Origin of the sequence: Millionella massiliensis (assembly GCF_900104655.1) — a bacterium.
In the GTDB taxonomy this organism is placed as follows: Bacteria; Bacteroidota; Bacteroidia; order Bacteroidales; family Rikenellaceae; genus Rikenella; species Rikenella massiliensis.
The window spans coordinates 1,949,960-1,968,879 of sequence record NZ_FNWD01000002.1; the positions used below are offsets into that span (position 1 = coordinate 1,949,960).

An 18,920-nucleotide genomic window follows, 5' to 3' on the forward strand; every position below is an offset into this window, starting at 1 on the left:
GCCGGCAGCCATGCCCCCTAAACGTGAAACGTGATTAGATACCTGACATATACGATACTGGCCGTGATGGTCGCCTGCAGCAGTTGTGCGGCCGAGAACCGGACTCCCCAGAACGACAGCGAAACGATACCCTCCGATTCGCTGTTTCTGGCCGCCTATCCGTTCGTCAACCAGACGGCCGACACCGTTTACGACCCGGCCCGGAATCTCGACCCGTTCTACGCCAAGCTCTGCTGGCTCGACAGCCTCCGCAGGGCGCCGGCCGACACCCTTCCGTCCGACGGACCGCGGAGGGTCAACGTCGTTCACTTCGGTGACTCGCACATTCAGGCCGGATTCCTCACCGACGTCATCATGCGCCACCTGCATGCCCGTTTCGGCAACGCGGGGCGCGGCATGATCGTTCCCCACAAACTGGGCGGAAGCAACGAACCCCGCGATTATGCGATTCGTGCTGTCCGCGGCAAGAGTGGCGAGTGGTCGGCCAGCCGCGTGGTCAATGCCCGGCCCAGCCTGCCGATCGGCATCAGCGGACTCTCGCTGCAAAGCTCCACGGCCGACAACCGGCTCCTGCTCTGCACGCTCCATACGGAAGATACGCTCGACTACGGTTTCAACCGCGTCCGCGTCTTCCACGACAAGTATGCCCCGATCATCGAGGCCGACGACAGCCTCTCGGCCGGTCTGGGGGCGCCCGACATCATCTACGACTTCAATACCGACATCGACCTGGTGGCCACGGTCGATTCGCTGGAGCTCTACACCTATGCCGATGGACAGTTCGCCCGGGGGCCGATCTTCGGCTTCTCGCTTGAGAACGGACGCGACGGCGTGCTGTACCACGCTCTGGGGGTCAACAGCGCCTGTTATCTGCACTGGGGCCGTCAGACCGACGTGCCGCAGCAGACCACGGCCCTCGAACCCGACCTGTTCATCCTCTCGATGGGGTCGAACGAGGCGGCCGGAAACAACTTCAACGACGAGGTCTTCTACCGTGAGATTGACCGTTTCGTCAGCGCGCTGCGGGCGGCCAATCCGCAGGCTTCGGTGCTGCTGACCGCTCCGGCACAGGCTTTCAAACGCGGTGAGCCCAACGCCAACTTCGACCGCGTCAGTCGTACCCTCAAACGCTATGCGCAGGACAAGGGGGTCGCCTTTATCGACGTATATGCCGCCACCGGCGGAATCGGTTCGGCCCGAAAATGGGCCGAGTACGACCTGATGGCGCGTGACCGCATTCACTATACCGAGGAGGGGTACCGTGTGCAGGGCCTCCTGATCTATAACGCACTTTACAACGGATTCTTAGGCTATGGTCGAACAGCTCAGTAACCTGATCGAACTGCTGAAATACAACCCCGAAGAACCGCTGCTCTTCACCAGCGGCCTCTTTCTGTTCCTGTTTCTGGGCTTCACCCTCTTCTACGGGTTCATGCGGCGGACCGTGACGCTGCGCATCGTCTACGTCACGCTGTTCTCGCTCTACTTCTACTACAAGACCAGCGGCATCTTCTTCCTGCTGCTGATGTTCACCGCCACGAGCGACTTCCTCATCGGACGCGCCATTGTCCGATCCGCAACGCGCACCTCGCGCCGGGCGTGGGTCACCCTCAGCGTCTGCATCAACCTCGGGATGCTGGGCTACTTCAAGTACACCAACTTCCTGATCGAGATCGTCAACAGCTTCCTGGCCGACCCGCTCGAATTCAAAAATATCTTCCTGCCGATCGGTATCTCGTTCTTCACCTTCCAGTCGATGAGCTACATCATCGACCTCTACCGGGGACGAATGCAGCCCCTACGCCGCTGGATCGACTACCTCTTCTACATCTCCTTCTTCCCGCAGCTGGTGGCCGGCCCGATTGTCCGTGCCCGCGACTTCATCCCCCAGATCCACCAGCGGCCGGTGATCGTCAGCCGCGCACAGTTCGGCGAAGGCTTCTGGCTGATCTTCTGCGGGCTCTTCAAAAAGGCCGTGATCTCGGACTTCATCAGCCTCAATTTCGTGGACCGCATCTTCGACAACCCGATGCTCTATACCGGTCTCGAAAACCTGATGGGGGTACTGGGCTATGCCCTTCAGATCTACTGCGACTTCTCGGGCTATTCCGACATGGCCATCGGGATCGCCCTGCTGCTGGGCTTCCGATTCAACGCCAACTTCGACTCGCCCTACAAATCGGCCACCATCACCGAATTCTGGCGCCGCTGGCACATCTCCCTGTCGAGCTGGCTCAAGGATTATCTCTACATCTCGCTCGGCGGTAACCGGCGCGGCAAACTCCGCACCTACCTGAACCTGATGCTGACCATGCTGCTCGGCGGGCTGTGGCATGGCGCCGCCATGCGGTTCATCGTCTGGGGCGGGCTGCACGGAGCCGCGCTCGCGCTCCACAAATGGACCATGGGTCGTTTCCCCAGCAGCTTCCGGCCGCTTGGGATGCAGATGTCTCGAGGCCGGCGGGTGGTCGGAATCCTGCTGACGTTCAGCTTCGTCTGCGCCACGTGGGTCTTCTTCCGCGCCCCGTCGATGGAGATCGCCGGGCAGGTCTTCTCGCAGATATTCACGGCGTTCCATCCCGAAATCTTCTTCGACTTCGTGGCCGGTTACCGATGGGTGGTTCTGCTCATGGCGGTGGGCTATGTGCTCCACTTTGCCAGCGCACGGGTCGAGGCCGGAACGATGCGGCTCGTCCAGCGGATGCCCATCGTGCTCTATGCCGTGATGATGACCGCCCTGATCTGGCTGATCATGCAGATGCGCAACGGGGACGTACAGCCCTTCATCTACTTCCAGTTCTAACGCCCGACTGCCGCTCGGGGGCGTAAAGCCCGACCGGGCGGATCTTGCCGTTTCCCCGTTTCGCTGGGTGCGGGACTTTTCGTCTTCTGTCCGAATTTTGCCGTTCCGGAGACTTCACCGGACCACAAAACGACGCGATATGAGGAAATAAGGTTATCTTTGCAAACAAAAAAACGAAACCACCGATGGATTTTATCGAGGAACTGACCTGGCGGGGCATGATTCACGACATGATGCCCGGAACCGCCGAACAACTGAAAAAAGAGATGACCACGGCCTACCTGGGGATCGACCCCACGGCCGATTCACTGCATATCGGCCACCTGGTCGGCGTGATGATGCTCAAGCACTTCCAGCGCTGCGGCCATAAGCCCATCGCACTGGTCGGCGGTGCGACCGGCATGATCGGCGACCCCAGCGGCAAATCGCTCGAACGCAACCTGCTCGACGAACCCACCCTGCGTCACAACCAGGCCGCCATCAAGGCACAGCTCTCCAAACTGATCGACTTCGACAGCACCGCGCCCAACGCGGCCGAGATGGTCAACAACTACGACTGGATGAAGGAACAGACCTTCCTGGGCTTCATCCGCGACATTGGGAAACTCATCACCGTCAACTACATGATGGCCAAAGACTCCGTCAAGAAACGCTTCAACGGCGAGGGCGAAGGGATGTCTTTCACCGAGTTTACCTACCAGTTGGTTCAGGGCTTCGACTTCCTGACCCTCTACGAAACCAAAAACTGCAAACTTCAGCTGGGCGGCTCCGACCAGTGGGGCAACATCACCACCGGGACCGAACTGATCCGTCGCAAGGCGGGTGGCGAAGCCTTCGCCCTGACCTGTCCGCTGATCAAAAAGGCCGACGGTACCAAATTCGGCAAGACCGAAAGCGGCAACGTATGGCTCGACCCGCGTTACACCTCGCCCTACAAGTTCTACCAGTTCTGGGTGAACGTGAGCGACGAGGATGCTGAACGCTATATCAAAATATTCACGCTGCTCGACCGCGAAACCATCGAACAGCTGATTGCCGAACACCGCGAAGCTCCCCACCTGCGCAAACTGCAGAAGAAACTGGCCGAAGAGGTGACCGTGATGATCCACTCGCGCGAGGACTACGAACGTGCCGTGGCTGCCAGCTCGATCCTGTTCGGCGGCGGGGCCGAGGCGCTGAAAGCGGCCGACGAACGGACCATCCTCGAAGTGTTCGAAGGGGTGCCGCAGTTCGAAATCGCCAAAGCCGATCTGGAAGCAGGCGTACCGTTCTCGGCCCTGTGCACCGAAAAGGCGGCCTTGTTCGCCTCGAAGGGAGAACTCCGCCGGTTGATCCAGGGCGGGGGCATCTCGCTCGACGGCACCAAGGTGGCCGACCCGGAACAGAAGGTCACCGAAGCCGACCTGATCTCCGGCAAATTCCTGCTTGTTCAGAAAGGAAAGAAGAATTACTTCCTGATTATTGCAAAATAACCGGCGGGATTTTATAATTTTGAAGGGACGATCCGAAAGGAGAGTCCCTTTTTTCGTCTCCCTGAATTCTCGATTGCCATGGTGAAACGTTTATTACTGACTGTCTCGGCGCTGTTGGCTGCCGGTTCGGCATCGGCCTGGAAGGTCGAAGGAAATATTCGCGGGGTCGCCGAGAAAGATACGGTGTCTGTGTATATTTCGCGATACTGGGGGAATACCGGCCGCAGTTTTCAAACGGATACGATTCGGAACGGTCGTTTTTCGTTTGCGGGAACGCTGCCTGCCGACGAAATGGTGATGATGTCGGTACGGGCCTCGAACGGACGAGGTTGCAATACGCTTTGGGTCTCGGACACGACCCGCCTGCGCATCGAGGGCGCAGCCGACGGCGAATGGACTGTGGTCAGCAATGAACCCGAACAGGCTGTGGAAGCGGAGCTCCAGGCTGTGGATATGTCCGACCTGGATGCCCTGATGAGCACGGAGGAGGGGTATTGGAAATATCGTGACTCGGTGTGGCGTGTCCAGGTCGAACGGCTGTGGCCGCTCTATACGAAATATCCGAACTCCTGCGCGATGTTGGACGACTTGTCCTTCTATGTCCGGGTGGGAGCTGTGCCGCATGAACGTTTGCAATGGGTCTACGACCGTCTCACGCCTGAAAACCGGAATCGGCTGGAGGGACGCGCCATCGCCGTGGCACTCGATCCGCCCCATGTACCGCAGGTCGGAGAACCGTATGCCGATTTTGCTGGAACGGATACGACCGGTGCGGCCTGCCGGCTGTCGGACTGGGTCGGTAAAGGCAAATATGTGTTGCTGGATTTTTGGGGCGTAGGATGCGGAGGCTGTTATGCCGCTTTCCCGAAACTGAAAGAGATTTATGACCGTTACAAAAACCGGTTGGAGATCGTCGGAGTCAATCTCGATGTCAATCCCGAATTGTGGAAAAGCGTCGTGGCGCAGCAGAAGTTGCCGTGGGTACATATTGCGGACGGACTGGGAACCTTTGCCGGAGCCGGCGTGTTGTATCGCACGGATGTTATGCCGACCTATATCCTGATCGATCCGCAGGGTAAGATTGTTGAACGCTGGTATCCGGGTGAAGGAGATTTCCAGGATCGGCTGATCGACCCTTATTTGGAGAAAGAGCAGTAATCTGTCTCCGGCACGTGCAGGGCGGGTGCTTGTCCGCTACCTGTGCAATGCAGGGCTCCCGTTGGTGAACCTGGTCTCTCCTCCCGGCGACGGCCCTCGGGAATCGACTCTACGGAGTGCCTGTTGGCCGCTCTCGATGGCTACCCCATCGACTGAACCGTTGACAAAAACAAAACACTAACCCAATAAATACAAAACCGATGATGCTGAAAAGAAAATTCTTCATTCCCCTGATGGCCGGGCTGCTGTGCTGGCTGGGCATGGCGCCGGCTGCCGCTCAGGACCCCGACGGTAAGGTCAAAGTGGGCGACAAACTCTATGATGTCGAGGTGCATGACACCGAAGGAAACTATACCTATCTGGCCGACTATGTGGGGCAGGACGGGAAGTATCTGCTGGTGCTGTTCTGGACCTCGAACTGTCCCCGGTGCCACGCCGCGTTCCCCGAAGTGGCCAAGTATGCCAAGAAGTATGCCGACAAACTCTCGGTGGTGGGGGTCATGCTGAGCGATAACCACGACGGGTGGATGGAGATGTATCAGTACAAGAAACCGTTCGAGTGGCCCAACCTCTCCGACGGCCAACTGCTGAAGGATGGCGCTGCGGTACCGTACGGCATCGGCCTCTTCCCCACCTTCGTGCTGGTCGAACCCGAAGAGGGTAAGATCGTCAAGATGTGGAGCGGCTTTAAACTGGAACGCTTCCAGTCGGAGATGCAGCCCTATTTCGCCCCCGTCGAATAGCGGTCTTTAGGATGCGTAGTATCCGCCGGAAAGTTCTTTGGGTCCCTTTCTTACAAGAAAGGGACGGTTCCAGACGGCCTCCCCGTAAGAGACGGTTCCAGACGCTCTTCCCCCGCAAGAGACCCTCGTCATTACGCATCCTGCTCAGCCAGGAAGAGCCCGCGACGGCTGCTCGTGGCTAAAAACAGTCGCTCTCGAGAGCTCGGTCAAACAGCGATCTCTTTGATAATCCCCCCAACCGGTATTTACTGTCGGTTTTCCGGAAGACGCCACGCAGTCTTCGTACTCTGATTTTCTGCCGATGCTCGGCCGATCCCCATCCCTAAGGATGCCGGTCGGGCTGGTGCAACCCGGACATTCTATTTTCCCCATCTCGTATGCAACGACTCGCTGAAATCGTCGAACAACAGTACCGTGCCTGCGGCTTCTCGGCCGCAGGCACGGTCGCATTCGCCCTGCTTCGCGAGGAACAGGAGCGTTTCGTCCGGTGGCTCGGAAAGGGGTATGCCGCCGAGATGGAGTATCTCGGCCGGTCGGCCGACTATCGCCATGACCTGCGCCGACTCTTTCCGGCCGTTCAGAGCGTCGTCGTTACGCTGACTTCGTATCGCCGGCCGCCCGAAGTGTGCCAGGAGGAACACCTCCCGCGAATCGCCCGTTTCGCCTGGAGCGACGACTATCACGACATCCTCAAACGGAACCTCCGCCGATTGCTGGAGGCCATCCGGCAGTACGACGGTTACCGGGATGTGAAGGGCAGGGCGGTGGTGGACAGTGCACCGGCCTTCGAACGGGCCTGGGCTGTGCGTGCCGGGCTCGGGTGGATCGGGCGGAGCGCGATGCTGATTCACCCCCGTTTGGGTAGTTTTACACTGATCGGATTATTGTTGCTCGATGTGCCGCCGGGCCAGGACGACGTGCTGCCGGTCCCCGTAACGGATGGGTGTGGCAGCTGCCACCGCTGCATGGATGCCTGTCCCACGGGGGCGATTGTCGCGCCGCATGTGGTGGATGCCCGCCGCTGCATCTCGTACCAGACGATCGAACGTCGCGGGGAGGTGGAACCCGATATCCGGCCGCGGCTGGAGGGGCGTATCTTCGGTTGCGACCGGTGTATGGAGGTGTGTCCCTACAACAACCGTTCGCAGATTCCGCTCATGCCGGACGGGGCCGGTCTGGAGGCACGGCCGGAACGGATGTGTCTCTCGGCCGAACAGTGGAGCCGGATGACGGAGACGGAGTTCGAGACGCTGTTTGCCGGAAGTCCGCTGCTGCGGGCGGGGCTGGAGAAGATCAAAAGTTCGCTTTAGGCGCTGCGGTGGGTGCGGAAGGTGTAGAACCGCTGGGCGAGGTAGCTGAAGATGACCGTCACGATCTGGATCATCACGTTGGCGACCGAGGGGTAGATATTCAGTCCGCGGACGAGCAGTCGCAACCCGAAGTAGTTGATGCCGATATTGACCGCGACGACCTGTGCGTAGCGGAAGAGTTGCTTGGCTCCGTGGACGCGGGAGTGTCCGAACGCGACGTTGCGGGCCAGATAGAACCCGGTGAAGAAGGTGATGACGAAGGTGATGAGGAACGCCAGAATCGGTGCCGAAATGACGACGAACCCGAAATCGGTGTCCTGCTGGCCGAGCACGAAGTTGTAGCAGAACCAGTAAAGAATGGCGTTGAAACCGAGGTTCATCCCGCCGACAAAGGCGTAACGGAAGGTCTCCTGGGGAATGAATCTCCGCAGGGGCCGGATGTAGAAAAAGTCTGTCAGTCGGATGAACAGGTTACGCATGGCGCAAAGGTACGTTTTTTTCGGCTCTCCGTGGCGATGGGGAAGGGTGTATGTGGACGGCTGTGGGTGGTGGACGGGGGGTGCGCTCCCGAAAAATATGGGGAATGGCGTGTGGAGTGGCGAAACGAACGGGGGGTGAGGTGGCTCGCTCCGAAAAATGATTGGAGATTCATACCATAAATGTGATATTATGTTGGAGATGAGTTTGTACGGCGGGGCTGAGGTCGGTCTCGACGAGGCCGGTCGGGGACCGCTGGCCGGATCGGTATTTGCCGGGGCGGTGCTGCTGCCCGCTGATTTTTGCGACGAACGGCTCAATGATTCGAAAAAGATGAGCGAACGTGACCGGTATGCTTTGCGCGAGGTGATTGAGCGTGAGGCGGTGGCGTGGGGCGTGGGAGAGGTGTCGGCGGCCGAAATTGACGAAATCAACATCCTGAATGCGTCGTTCCGGGCCATGCGGCGGGCCTTTGCCCGGTTGCAGGAGCGGTTGCCGGCGGGTGTGGAGGTGGAACGGCTGCTGGTGGATGGAAACCGCTTCCGTCCGGGAACGCTGATTATCCCGTATGAGTGTATCGTCAAGGGAGATGCAAAACTGGCTCCCATCGCGGCGGCATCGGTGCTGGCCAAAACCTACCGGGACGACTATATGCTGCGTCTGCACGAGGAGTTCCCGATGTATGGCTGGGACCGCAACAAGGGCTACCCCACGGCGGAACATCGCGAGGCGGTGGCGCGGTACGGGTTGTCGCCCTACCACCGACGCACTTTTTGTCGGCGGTTCCTGGTCCCGGAGGAGTAGGGATAGATATTCATTGTATTGAAAATCTTTGATTCTTGTGTTTTGAAGAGAATATGGATAATAGAGATTTTTGTATTTTTAGATATATAAATGAATAAACAACACATGAAACGAGATGCGGATAGCGAGTGAAACGCTTGTGATCGTCCGTCCGGCGTTTTTCTTAATGGCTTAAACGAAGGAATAAGCCTCCGATTTGATGCGGGCCCATATCGAGCTTCTCGCGGAGACCCCCATGTAATGAAGATATCGAGATTGACGATAAGTTGATATAGCTCGACAAATGTAATGCATCGATTTACAGGGACTCCGTACGGTTCTCTCCGGAACAGTACCCTGCGTTTTTACTGGCAGATTGAATACGATAATTACATAAAGATTATCCTATGTCACGATTTTTACACCTGTATTCCATGAGAAACGGAATTTTCGGAACATTGTGTTGCATTTTGTTCATGGCTTGCCAAAACAAAGTGCAGGTTAAGAATGACATTCCTGTTATCGATGGGATGACCCAAAAGAAAGCGACTGTTTCGGAATTGTTCCCGGAAATCGGTGTCGTTCCGTTGCAAACGTCGGACAGCTCTTTGATTGGGATTTGGGTGAAAGACCTCAAACGATCGGGGGATCGCTTGTTCCTGTTGAATCAGATGAGCAGTCGGGTAAACCTGCTCTGTTTCGATACGACCGGTCAATTTATCCATGCCATCGATCGGATCGGACACGGTCCGCAGGAGTATACCTATTTAGGGGATTTTGTCGCAGCTCCGGATTCGAATGCATGGGTACTTATGGTTGGGCAAGGAAAGTACATGATATTCGATACGGATGGAAATTATCTCTCGACCATACAGCAACAGCAGCCTTACTATTACAACCGTCAGGTTGTCCGCACGGACGATTCGACCTGCATCGTTTTTCACGACGGTACTTTCCCTGAAAACAGCGACCTGCTGGAGGTCGATGCTCGGACATTCGCCATTCGTCGCAGTGCATCTGCCTCCGACCCGTTGGCTTCGGAAGGGACGCGTCCTCTTTCACTATGGGGTGGGAGGGTGCTCTATTACCATATGAACGATACGATTTACGACGCGACCGATATTCAGAATCGAAAACCGCTTTATTACCTCGATTTCGGTGATGGCCAGCGAGAGGCGGAAAAAGAGGCCCGCCGGATTTTGTCCGAGTCCGGCGATCGGGAGCAGATGCTGAAGCAGCTGGGCGAAACTTTCCTAAAAGGCGAATATATGCTTGTCGCCCGTCTGTTCGAGAACGCGCGGTGGATAGCCGTCAGCGGGATGAGACAAAATCCGGATACCGACGTCAAAAACGACTTTCGTTCCTCCTCTTTTTTCATGCTCTATGACAAAGAAAGCGGTCAGTCTTATCATTCGGATTATATTACGTGGGATATATTGAATACGGGTCCGCTCGACGATATCGCCCTGGTCGGGTGCGACGAGTTGGGGACGTTATACGCCATCTGGTACGGGACACCTTCCGAAAAAGACAAACAACGGATCGCCCGAAGCGATAAACTCCCGCAGGAAGTCAAAAATCGCCTGCTGCAACTTGAAGAGGGCGACAATCCGGTTTTGTTTATGCTCCGATAATTCCGCCCATACAACGAATCCCGATTATAGCCTTGGGGATTTTGTCGCTCTGGAGTTGCGGCACGTCCCGCCCGTTCCCGAAGACGCCTTTGGAGAGCAGGTGTTCGTGCGGGAAAGCCTGATCGATTCGAGCGCGTTGATCCTGTATATAGACGAAGGCATGTGCGCGGGATGTATCAACAAAGAACTGATCAACTTGGACGAATATCCCGAAATCGCTCGAAATACAATAATTGTAGGTAATTTTTCGAACAAGCGCTATTTCCTGGCATCTATCGCTTCCGTTCAGGTCAAACGCAAAATATTTATACAGACGGACGAGATGCCCGATGTGGAGTTTCCGGTTACCATGCAGCCGCATTATATGCTGTATATCGCTCCTTCCCGAACTTTCGAGTTGCCGTATTATCCGGTCGACTGTTCTGCCGAAAGAACTTACGATTACTATATATACGCTCCGTATTGTCTGCACAGGAATAATCCTCTGTCCCGCTCGCCCTAAAAACATTGACTTACGATGATGCCGTGTCCGCTTGGAATATGATCGGTGAAGGGAGGTGTCGGCCCGTGTAGGCTTGTGCGGTTCGACCTGCTTCCCGACGAGTAGAAGCACCGCTGCCGCATGTTTTGAACGGGACTCCCTTACAGGAGTCCTGTTTTACTTTCAGCCGCGTAAAGATATTTATTGATCAGTTTCGATAATTTTTTTATATCTTTGCACCGTTATTCTGAAAACCGGATACTGAGAACAATCGTGAAAACTTCCGCACTCTCTCTGCGACGACGACGATAGTTCCCCTGCCAAGTGCCTGCCCGCCCCCTCGTGCGCGGCCTGCGATATGACAGAGGAACGCTCTCATTGTGCCCTGTCATACCAAACAAGACAGACACACACTCTCTCTTCCCACCGGACAAATAACTGATACTTTCCATATAAATCTTGCAAACAAGATGACAATCGATGATTTTGATGTCCTCGTTGCAACCGAAGAGCATACCAAATTTGCTCAGGAAATTTGCACCGAGATGGCCGAGTCCGCCAAAGCTCGCGGTACCGGCATCGCCAAACGTACACCCGAGTACGTAGCGTCTAAAATGCGTGAAGGTAAAGCTGTCGTGGCTTTCCACAAAGACGGACGCTGGGCTGGATTCAGCTACATCGAAAGCTGGGGGCATAGCTCCTACGTAGCGAACTCCGGACTCATTATCAATCCGGAATTCCGCAAGCTGGGGCTGGCCAAAGCTATTAAAACCAAAACCTTCTTCCTTTCGCTGATCAAGTTCCCGGGGGCAAAACTCTTCGGGCTGACCACCGGTCTCCCCGTCATGAAGATCAACAACGAACTCGGATACCGACCCGTGATCTTCGGCGAACTGACCGACGACGAAACCTTCTGGAAAGGGTGCGAAAGCTGCGTCAACTTCCCCATCCTCCAGAGCAAACAGCACAAAAACTGCCTCTGCACCGCCATGCTGTTTGACCCGGCCGTCGACAAAATCCGCGTTCCGTGGCCCGACGACCTTCCCAAACCCGATTACCTGAAATAAGCCCTTCATAAACTCCCGACCCATGGAAAAGAAAAAAGTTGTACTCGCCTTCAGCGGCGGTCTGGACACATCCTATTGCGCAATCTATCTGGCCAAAGAAAAAGGGCTCGAAGTTTATGCTGCCCTGGCTGATACCGGTGGTTTCTCGAAAGAGGAACTCGACAAAATCGAAAAACGTGCCCTGGCTCTCGGCGTGAAAAGCTACGTCCGTCTCGACGTGTCGCACACCTACTACGAGCAGAGCATCAAATACATGATCTTCGGTAACGTGCTCAAAAACAGCACCTATCCGATTTCGGTCAGCTCCGAACGCATCTCGCAGGCTACGGCCATTGCCAAATATGCTAAACAGATCGGTGCCGATTACCTCTGCCACGGCTCGACCGGGGCGGGTAACGACCAGGTGCGCTTCGACATGATCTTCAACATCATCGCTCCGGAAATCGAAGTGATCGCCCTGATCCGTGAAAAACGCCTCTCGCGCGAAGAAGAGATCAACTACCTCCGTTCGCACGGCGTCGATTTCGACTTCAAGAAAGCCGAATACTCTATCAACCAGGGTATCTGGGGTACCTCGGTCGGCGGGAAAGAGACCCTCACCTCGAGCGAAACCCTTCCCGAAGAGGCCTACCCTTCGCAGCTGAAGGTGGCTCACGACGCTCCCGCAAAACGCATCACGCTGACCTTCGAAAAAGGTGAACTGGTCGGCATCGACGGACAGCACTACGACGATAAGGTCAAAGCCATCCAGGACCTGCAGCACATTGCCGCTCCGTATGCCATCGGCCGTGACATGCACGTGGGCGACACCATCATCGGTATCAAAGGCCGCGTAGGTTTCGAAGCCGCTGCGCCGATGATCATCATCAAATCGCACCACATGCTCGAAAAACACGTCCTCGCCAAATGGCAGCTCTTCTGGAAGGACCAGCTCTCGGCCTTCTACGGGAACTACCTCCACGAAGGACAGTACTACGATCCGGTGATGCGCGATATGGAAGCTTTCCTCGAAAGCTCGCAGCGCAACGTGACCGGCGACGTGTATGTGGATCTGCTGCCCTACCGCTTCGTAGTGGTCGGCATCAAATCGGAACACGACCTGATGTCCAACAAGTTCGGCGCTTATGGCGAAACCATGAGCAACTGGACCTCGGACGATGTGAAAGGTTTCGGTAAGATCTTCGGCAACCAGAACGCTATTTACTACGCAGTCAATCCGGACGAAATCGAAAAATAACGGTTATTTGAAAAGTCAGAGATGCGCAGCATCTCGCGTCCCGCCGGGGTCACCCGGACGCCGCCCGCGCAGGGCAGTCCCAGGCGGAGGTGCGAAGATACCGTCGCAGTGCGGAAGTCCGAACCCGAACCCGGATTCGACCCTCACTCGGTAAATCTCCTCATCTTAGTGAAATTCAACATTTTGAACCCAGGTTCAGAATGTTGAATTTCTCATTCAGACGCAAAGCTTCCCGTCCCTGTTCCTCATCCCACGGGCATGTGGACGAAGACGATCGGTGCACCGTTTGCGGAGATCTCTCCGGCCGCCCGATACGGCCCGGTCTCATACAGGTTCCGAGGTTACCCGGTCGCACGAGCCCTCCCGAGCGCGCAGCGCTCCCCCGGCCATCCCGGTTACAAACCCCAAGCACGGTGTCCCCTGACTTTTCGACCCGACCGCACATTCACACAACCATTGAAAATAATCGCACGACCAAAATAGTCTGCTACCATGAACGAAACGAAAACCATCAAAGTCGGCATTATCGGCGGTGCCGGATACACCGGCGGCGAAGCCGTCCGGCTGCTGATTAACCACCCGTATGTCGATCTCGTTTACGTCCACAGTAACTCCAACGGCGGAAACCTCATCAGCGACGTGCACGCCGATCTGCTGGGCGATACCGACATGCGATTTGTCGATACCCCCATCGATCAGCTCCCGCAGGTCGATGTGATGTTCCTCTGCGTAGGCCACGGCGACGCACGAAAATTCCTCGAAGCCAATCATATCGCTCCCGAGGTTCATATCATCGACCTCTCGCAGGATTTCCGCATTGCGCCCGATACGGCCATCGACGGCCACGAGTTCGTCTACGGCCTGCCCGAACAGAACCGGGACAAAATCAAATCGGCCGGCAACATCGCCAATCCCGGGTGTTTCGCAACCTGTCTGCAACTGGCTCTGCTGCCGCTCGCAGCCAACGGGCTGGTCAAGGGCGACGTGCATATCTCGGCAACGACCGGTTCGACCGGTGCCGGGCAGAAACTCGCCTCCACCTCGCACTTCTCGTGGCGCGCCAACAACCTCTCCACCTACAAGGTCTTCGAACACCAGCACCTGCGCGAAGTGGGGCAGATGATCCGCTCGTTCGAACCCGCTTTCGACGGGGCTGTGAACTTCATCCCTTACCGCGGCGACTTCACCCGCGGGATCATCGCTTCGGTCTATACCGACTTCGAAGGGACGCTTGAAGATGCACAGCGTATCTATAAGGAGTTTTACGCCACGGCGGCCTTCACGCATGTGAGCGACAAACCGATCTCTCTCAAACAGGTGGTCAATACCAACAAATGTCTGGTCCACCTGACCGTACACGAAGGCAAACTGCTGATTATGTCGGTGATCGACAACCTGCTGAAGGGTGCGTCGGGACAGGCGGTGCAGAACATGAACCTCATGTGCGGACTGCCGGAAACTGCCGGACTGCGGTTGAAACCGGCGGCTTTCTAAAACAATTCCGTGAGGAGAGTCTCCGTGTGACGGAGCTCGCTTTTGCGGAACAACGTTCACAGCTCCGGTACGGAACTGCCCTCACGCCGGGCAGGCGGTGCGTGCCGCACTCCCAGTGGGCTGTAACTGCCTCGCTTCCGTACCTGTAAACTGAATTAACTGAAACGACCATGAAACTTTTTGATGTATATCCGCTTTACGACATCGAGATCGTCAAAGCGCTGGGTTCCACGGTGTGGGACGAAAAAGGACAGGAATACCTGGATTTCTACGGTGGTCATGCGGTGATCTCGATCGGTCACACGCATCCGCACTATGTGGAACGTCTGACGGAGCAGATCCGGAAAGTCGGATTCTACTCCAACTCGGTAAGAATTAGCGCACAGCAAGAGTTGGCCGACAAACTGGGCAAACTCTCGGGACATGACGATTACCAGCTCTTCATGTGCAACTCGGGGGCCGAGGCCAACGAAAATGCCATGAAACTGGCGTCGTTCCATACCGGCCGCAAGAAAATCGTCGCCATGCACGGCTCGTTCCACGGCCGTACGTCGCTGGCCGTTGCGGCTACGGACAACCCCAATATCGTCGCACCGGTGAACCGTACCGATAACGTGATCTTCGTGACGCTGAACGACGAGCAGGAACTCGAAAACCTCTTCGCCAAAGAGGGGAACGAGATTGCTGCCGTGATCCTGGAGGGGATTCAGGGCGTGGGCGGCATCCGGATCGCTTCGGACAATTACCTGCGCAAGATCCGCTCGCTCTGCGACCAGTACGGTGCCGTCTATATCGCCGACGGCGTGCAGTGTGGCTGCGGACGTACCGGGAAATACTACTCGCACGACTGGGCCGGTGTCAATGCCGACATCTATACCATGGCCAAAGGGATCGGGAACGGGTTCCCCGTTGCGGCCCTGTCGATCGCACCGCACATCGCTCCCAAATACGGCATGCTCGGTACGACCTTCGGCGGCAACCACCTCGCCTGCGCTGCGGCTCTGGCCGTGACGGAGGTGATGGTGCAGGACAATCTGATCGATCACGCCAAACAGATGGGGGACTACCTGCTGGGCGAGCTGAAAAAACTGCCCAACATCAAGGAGGTTCGCGGCAAAGGGCTGATGATCGGTGTGGAACTCAACGAAGAGAGCGCTCCGTTCCGCAAGAAACTCCTCTTCGACGAGCATATCTTTGTGGGCTCTTCGTCCAACAAGAATACCTTCCGGTTGCTTCCGGCACTCAACATCAGTAAGGAAAACTGCGATCGTCTGCTGACTTCGCTGAACAAGTTGTTGACCAAGTAAGGTATGGAATCGCATCAGGTGATGCTGCTTCTGGGCAGCAACCTCGGTGACCGGGCGGCTGTATTCGCAGCCGCCCGGTTGCGTATCGGCGAGACGGTCGGCCCGCTGGTCGCCGTGTCGCGGGAGTACGAGACCGAACCCTGGGGAACCTTTGCGGCCGGCGAGCGTCAGTTCTCCTTCCTGAATCAGGCCGTCGTTGCCCGTACCGGTCTGTCGGCTTTCGGGGTGCTGGAGGCTATCCAACAGATCGAACGGGAGTTAGGACGCCCGGTGCACGACTCGGAGTACGCACCCGGCGGCGAACGCCTCTACCGGTCGCGCACGATCGATATCGATATCCTGTTCTTTGATTCGGAAGTGATTGATACGGAGCAACTTGTTGTTCCCCACCCGCGGTTCCCGGAGCGCCGTTTCGCGGTGGAACCGGCGGCCGAAATATGGCCCGAATTCGTGCATCCGGCTCTGAAAATCAGCCTGAAAGATTTATTTAATTCACTTTTATGAGGCGATTCTCAATAATTTGCCCTATATTTGCAATCCATTTGCACGTAAAAGAATAGTAATCACACAAATAAACATTAACGACACTCGTCATGACAAAAGCAGATATCGTCAACGAAATCGCGAAGAACACAGGCATCGAGAAAGTTCAGGTGCAACAAGTGGTGGAATCCTTCATGGAAAACATCAAGGAGACCATGATGGCCGGTAACAACGTCTATTTGCGCGGCTTCGGTAGCTTTATCATCAAACGCCGTGCACAGAAAGTTGCCCGTAATATCTCGAAAAACACCACCATCACCATCCCGGCTCACAACATCCCGGCTTTCAAACCTTCCAAAACTTTTGCCGGCGAAGTGAAAGCCAAATCGATCGAGAAATAAGTAAACGACGTTTTCTCCCCCTCGGTTCCGGTATCGGCCGGCCTCCGTCTCGAGCGGAAGAGACCGAATCCACTCCGGCGGGAGAGCGCCACAGAATAGTTAACCCGATTGTCAAACCCTTAATTCCTCGTAGTTATGCCTAGCGGAAAAAAAAGAAAACGGCACAAAATATCTACCCACAAGCGTAAGAAACGTCTTCGCAAGGACCGTCATAAAAAGAAAAAATAGGTAGATCTTTCCGGGGGGCGCCGCCGGCAATCCCGCCGCTCGATGGGCGCCCCGGAAACCTTACTCAAAAACCTAAAGTCCCCGAACACACATGCGCGGCGGTCTTTAGGTTTTATTTTATCCGATCCTCTCGCACGGCATACTTCCGTAACCGTTCCGTGCGTTCTATATACTCAGCGAATACGAAATGACAAAAGAGTTAGTAATCCACTCCACAGGCACCGAGATTGACATCGCCCTGTTGGAAGACGGCCAGCTCGTGGAACTCAACCGGGAGAAAACCAAGAGCTCGTTCACCGTCGGCGATATCTACCTCGGGAGAGTCCATAAAGTGATGGGAGGGCTGAACGCCGCTTTCGTCGATGTCGGGTACCAGAAGGATGCCTTCCTGCACTACCTCGACCTCGGAAGCGCATTCCCAACCCTGAACGAAATCGTCAAGCAGGTCAACGGAAAACATCAGAAGATCGATTTCTCCTCCTTCCGTCTCCAAAACGATCTGGGTAAAGAAGGCAAAATCGCCAACGTACTCACCAGCGGACAAAACATCATTGTCCAGATTGCCAAAGAGCCGATCTCGACCAAGGGACCCCGCATCACCAGCGATATCTCCATCGCCGGACGCCATCTGGTGCTGATCCCCCTCTCCAACAAGGTGCACATATCGCAGAAGATCCGATCCAACGAGGAGAAACGACGCCTTAAGGCCATCGTCGAAGGGATCCTGCCCCGCAACTACGGTGCCATTGTCCGTACGGCCGCCGAAGGAAAAACGGCCGAAGACATCGAGTCCGACATCATCAGCCTGATCGCCAAATGGGAAGGCGTCCTCTCGGCCCTGCAACAGGCTCAGCCGCCCCACCTGCTCCTGAGCGAAGAGAGCCGCACGACCACCATCCTCCGTGACCTGCTCAACGACTCCTTCACCCACATCCACGTGGACAACGAACAGATCTTCCACGAGGTGAAAGAATATATCTCGGCCATCGAACCCGAAGCCGAGAAGATCGTCAAAATGTACAAGGGGAATATCCCCATCTTCGATCAGTTCGACGTCACCAAACAGATCAAACAGCTCTTCGGGCGCACCGTCGTCTTCAAACGCGGGGCCTATCTGATCGTCGAACATACCGAAGCCCTGCACGTGATCGACGTCAACAGTGGCAAACGTGCCAAAAGCGACGAAACCCAGGAGGCGAATGCCCTGGAGTGCAACCTGAATGCCGTGCCCGAGATCGCCCGCCAGCTCCGGCTCAAAGACATGGGCGGGATCATCGTCATCGACTTCATCGACCTGCATACGGCTCAGAACCGCAACGCCGTGCTCGAGGCCATGCGCAAGGCGATGGCCAACGACCGGGCCAAACACAACATCCTGCCGCTGACGAAGTTCGGGCTGATGCAGATCACCCGTCAGCGCGTGCGGCCCGAAACGCAGATCGTCATCAACGAAAAGTGTCCCACCTGCCACGGGACGGGCGAAATCGCCCCCTCGGTGTTGCTTGACGCACAGATCGAAAACCAGGTGGCCTATTACGTGCGCGAGAAACACTACAAACTGCTCAAAATCCACGTCCACCCCTACGTGGCCGCATACATCAACCGCGGACTCATCAGCAAACGCCTCAAATGGTGTATGAAATACGGGGCCGTCGTCAAAGTCATCCCCAACGATTCGCTGGGCATGATCGACTACAAATTCTACAACGCGCTCGGCGACGCGATCTAAACCGGAGCGCACGGGACAAAAGCTGCCGGCACCGGTGTGCGGAGCTGTTGACCGATTGTTGAAAAAAACGATACCGTGGGGCCTTGCCGGGCCCCATTTTCATATACCTTTGC

The 18,920-nt window shown here is 56.2% G+C and carries 16 protein-coding genes; 15 read left to right on the forward strand and 1 reads right to left on the reverse strand.

Going from position 1 to position 18,920, the window contains the following annotated elements; genetic code table 11:
* The first annotated feature begins 30 nt into the window (after window positions 1-30).
* From BQ5379_RS07540 to queG, 6 genes are all read left to right on the forward strand, one after another.
* Window positions 31-1,332 (forward strand): GDSL-type esterase/lipase family protein, encoded by a 1,302-nt coding sequence (locus BQ5379_RS07540; protein WP_143039419.1) that lies wholly within the window; start codon window positions 31-33, stop codon window positions 1,330-1,332.
* Entirely contained in the window at window positions 1,313-2,803 is a 1,491-nt protein-coding gene (locus BQ5379_RS07545; RefSeq protein WP_071134868.1) for an MBOAT family O-acyltransferase, read from the forward strand. The genes BQ5379_RS07540 and BQ5379_RS07545 overlap by 20 nt, the downstream gene beginning before the upstream one ends.
* 185 nt (window positions 2,804-2,988) lie before the next feature.
* A complete protein-coding gene (gene tyrS, locus BQ5379_RS07550) occupies window positions 2,989-4,275 on the forward strand; it encodes a tyrosine--tRNA ligase (protein ID WP_071134869.1) in 1,287 nt (428 codons plus the stop codon).
* 81 nt (window positions 4,276-4,356) lie between these two features.
* Entirely contained in the window at window positions 4,357-5,433 is a 1,077-nt protein-coding gene (locus BQ5379_RS07555; RefSeq protein ID WP_205408197.1) for a TlpA family protein disulfide reductase, read from the forward strand.
* A 200-nt stretch (window positions 5,434-5,633) separates the two neighbouring features.
* Entirely contained in the window at window positions 5,634-6,176 is a 543-nt protein-coding gene (locus BQ5379_RS07560; protein ID WP_071134871.1) for a TlpA family protein disulfide reductase, read from the forward strand.
* A 377-nt stretch (window positions 6,177-6,553) separates the two neighbouring features.
* Window positions 6,554-7,486, forward strand: coding sequence for a tRNA epoxyqueuosine(34) reductase QueG (gene queG, locus BQ5379_RS07565; protein ID WP_071134872.1), 933 nt, complete (start codon window positions 6,554-6,556; stop codon window positions 7,484-7,486).
* Here the strand turns inward: queG and BQ5379_RS07570 are convergent.
* Complete coding sequence (locus BQ5379_RS07570; protein WP_071134873.1) at window positions 7,483-7,965, reverse strand: GtrA family protein; 483 nt, start codon at window positions 7,963-7,965, stop codon at window positions 7,483-7,485. The two genes, queG and BQ5379_RS07570, sit on opposite strands and share 4 nt — an antisense overlap.
* Before the next feature lie 190 nt (window positions 7,966-8,155).
* On the opposite strand from BQ5379_RS07570, the gene BQ5379_RS07575 reads away from it, so the two are divergent.
* The 9 genes from BQ5379_RS07575 to BQ5379_RS07620 all read left to right on the forward strand — a co-directional run bounded on the left by BQ5379_RS07575 (window position 8,156) and on the right by BQ5379_RS07620 (window position 18,807).
* A complete protein-coding gene (locus tag BQ5379_RS07575; RefSeq protein WP_071134874.1) occupies window positions 8,156-8,767 on the forward strand; it encodes a ribonuclease HII in 612 nt (203 codons plus the stop codon).
* A gap of 386 nt (window positions 8,768-9,153) precedes the next feature.
* Window positions 9,154-10,380: a 6-bladed beta-propeller gene (locus tag BQ5379_RS07580; protein WP_083377651.1), complete on the forward strand. Its 1,227-nt coding sequence runs from the start codon at window positions 9,154-9,156 to the stop codon at window positions 10,378-10,380.
* A 951-nt stretch (window positions 10,381-11,331) separates the two neighbouring features.
* Window positions 11,332-11,928 (forward strand): N-acetyltransferase, encoded by a 597-nt coding sequence (locus BQ5379_RS07590; protein WP_071134877.1) that lies wholly within the window; start codon window positions 11,332-11,334, stop codon window positions 11,926-11,928.
* 22 nt (window positions 11,929-11,950) lie between these two features.
* Entirely contained in the window at window positions 11,951-13,165 is a 1,215-nt protein-coding gene (locus BQ5379_RS07595) for an argininosuccinate synthase (protein WP_071134878.1), read from the forward strand.
* 492 nt (window positions 13,166-13,657) lie between these two features.
* Entirely contained in the window at window positions 13,658-14,659 is a 1,002-nt protein-coding gene (gene argC, locus BQ5379_RS07600; protein WP_071134879.1) for an N-acetyl-gamma-glutamyl-phosphate reductase, read from the forward strand.
* Window positions 14,660-14,829: 170 nt separating this feature from the next.
* Window positions 14,830-15,966 carry an aspartate aminotransferase family protein gene (locus BQ5379_RS07605; RefSeq protein ID WP_071134880.1) on the forward strand — a complete coding sequence of 379 codons (1,137 nt, stop codon included), beginning with the start codon at window positions 14,830-14,832 and terminating at the stop codon, window positions 15,964-15,966.
* 3 nt (window positions 15,967-15,969) lie between these two features.
* On the forward strand, window positions 15,970-16,470 hold the full coding sequence (gene folK, locus BQ5379_RS07610) for a 2-amino-4-hydroxy-6-hydroxymethyldihydropteridine diphosphokinase (RefSeq protein ID WP_071134881.1): 501 nt from the start codon (window positions 15,970-15,972) through the stop codon (window positions 16,468-16,470).
* An 89-nt stretch (window positions 16,471-16,559) separates the two neighbouring features.
* On the forward strand, window positions 16,560-16,850 hold the full coding sequence (locus tag BQ5379_RS07615) for an HU family DNA-binding protein (RefSeq protein ID WP_071134882.1): 291 nt from the start codon (window positions 16,560-16,562) through the stop codon (window positions 16,848-16,850).
* 415 nt (window positions 16,851-17,265) lie between these two features.
* Window positions 17,266-18,807 (forward strand): Rne/Rng family ribonuclease, encoded by a 1,542-nt coding sequence (locus BQ5379_RS07620; protein WP_071134883.1) that lies wholly within the window; start codon window positions 17,266-17,268, stop codon window positions 18,805-18,807.
* Window positions 18,808-18,920: the final 113 nt, after the last annotated feature.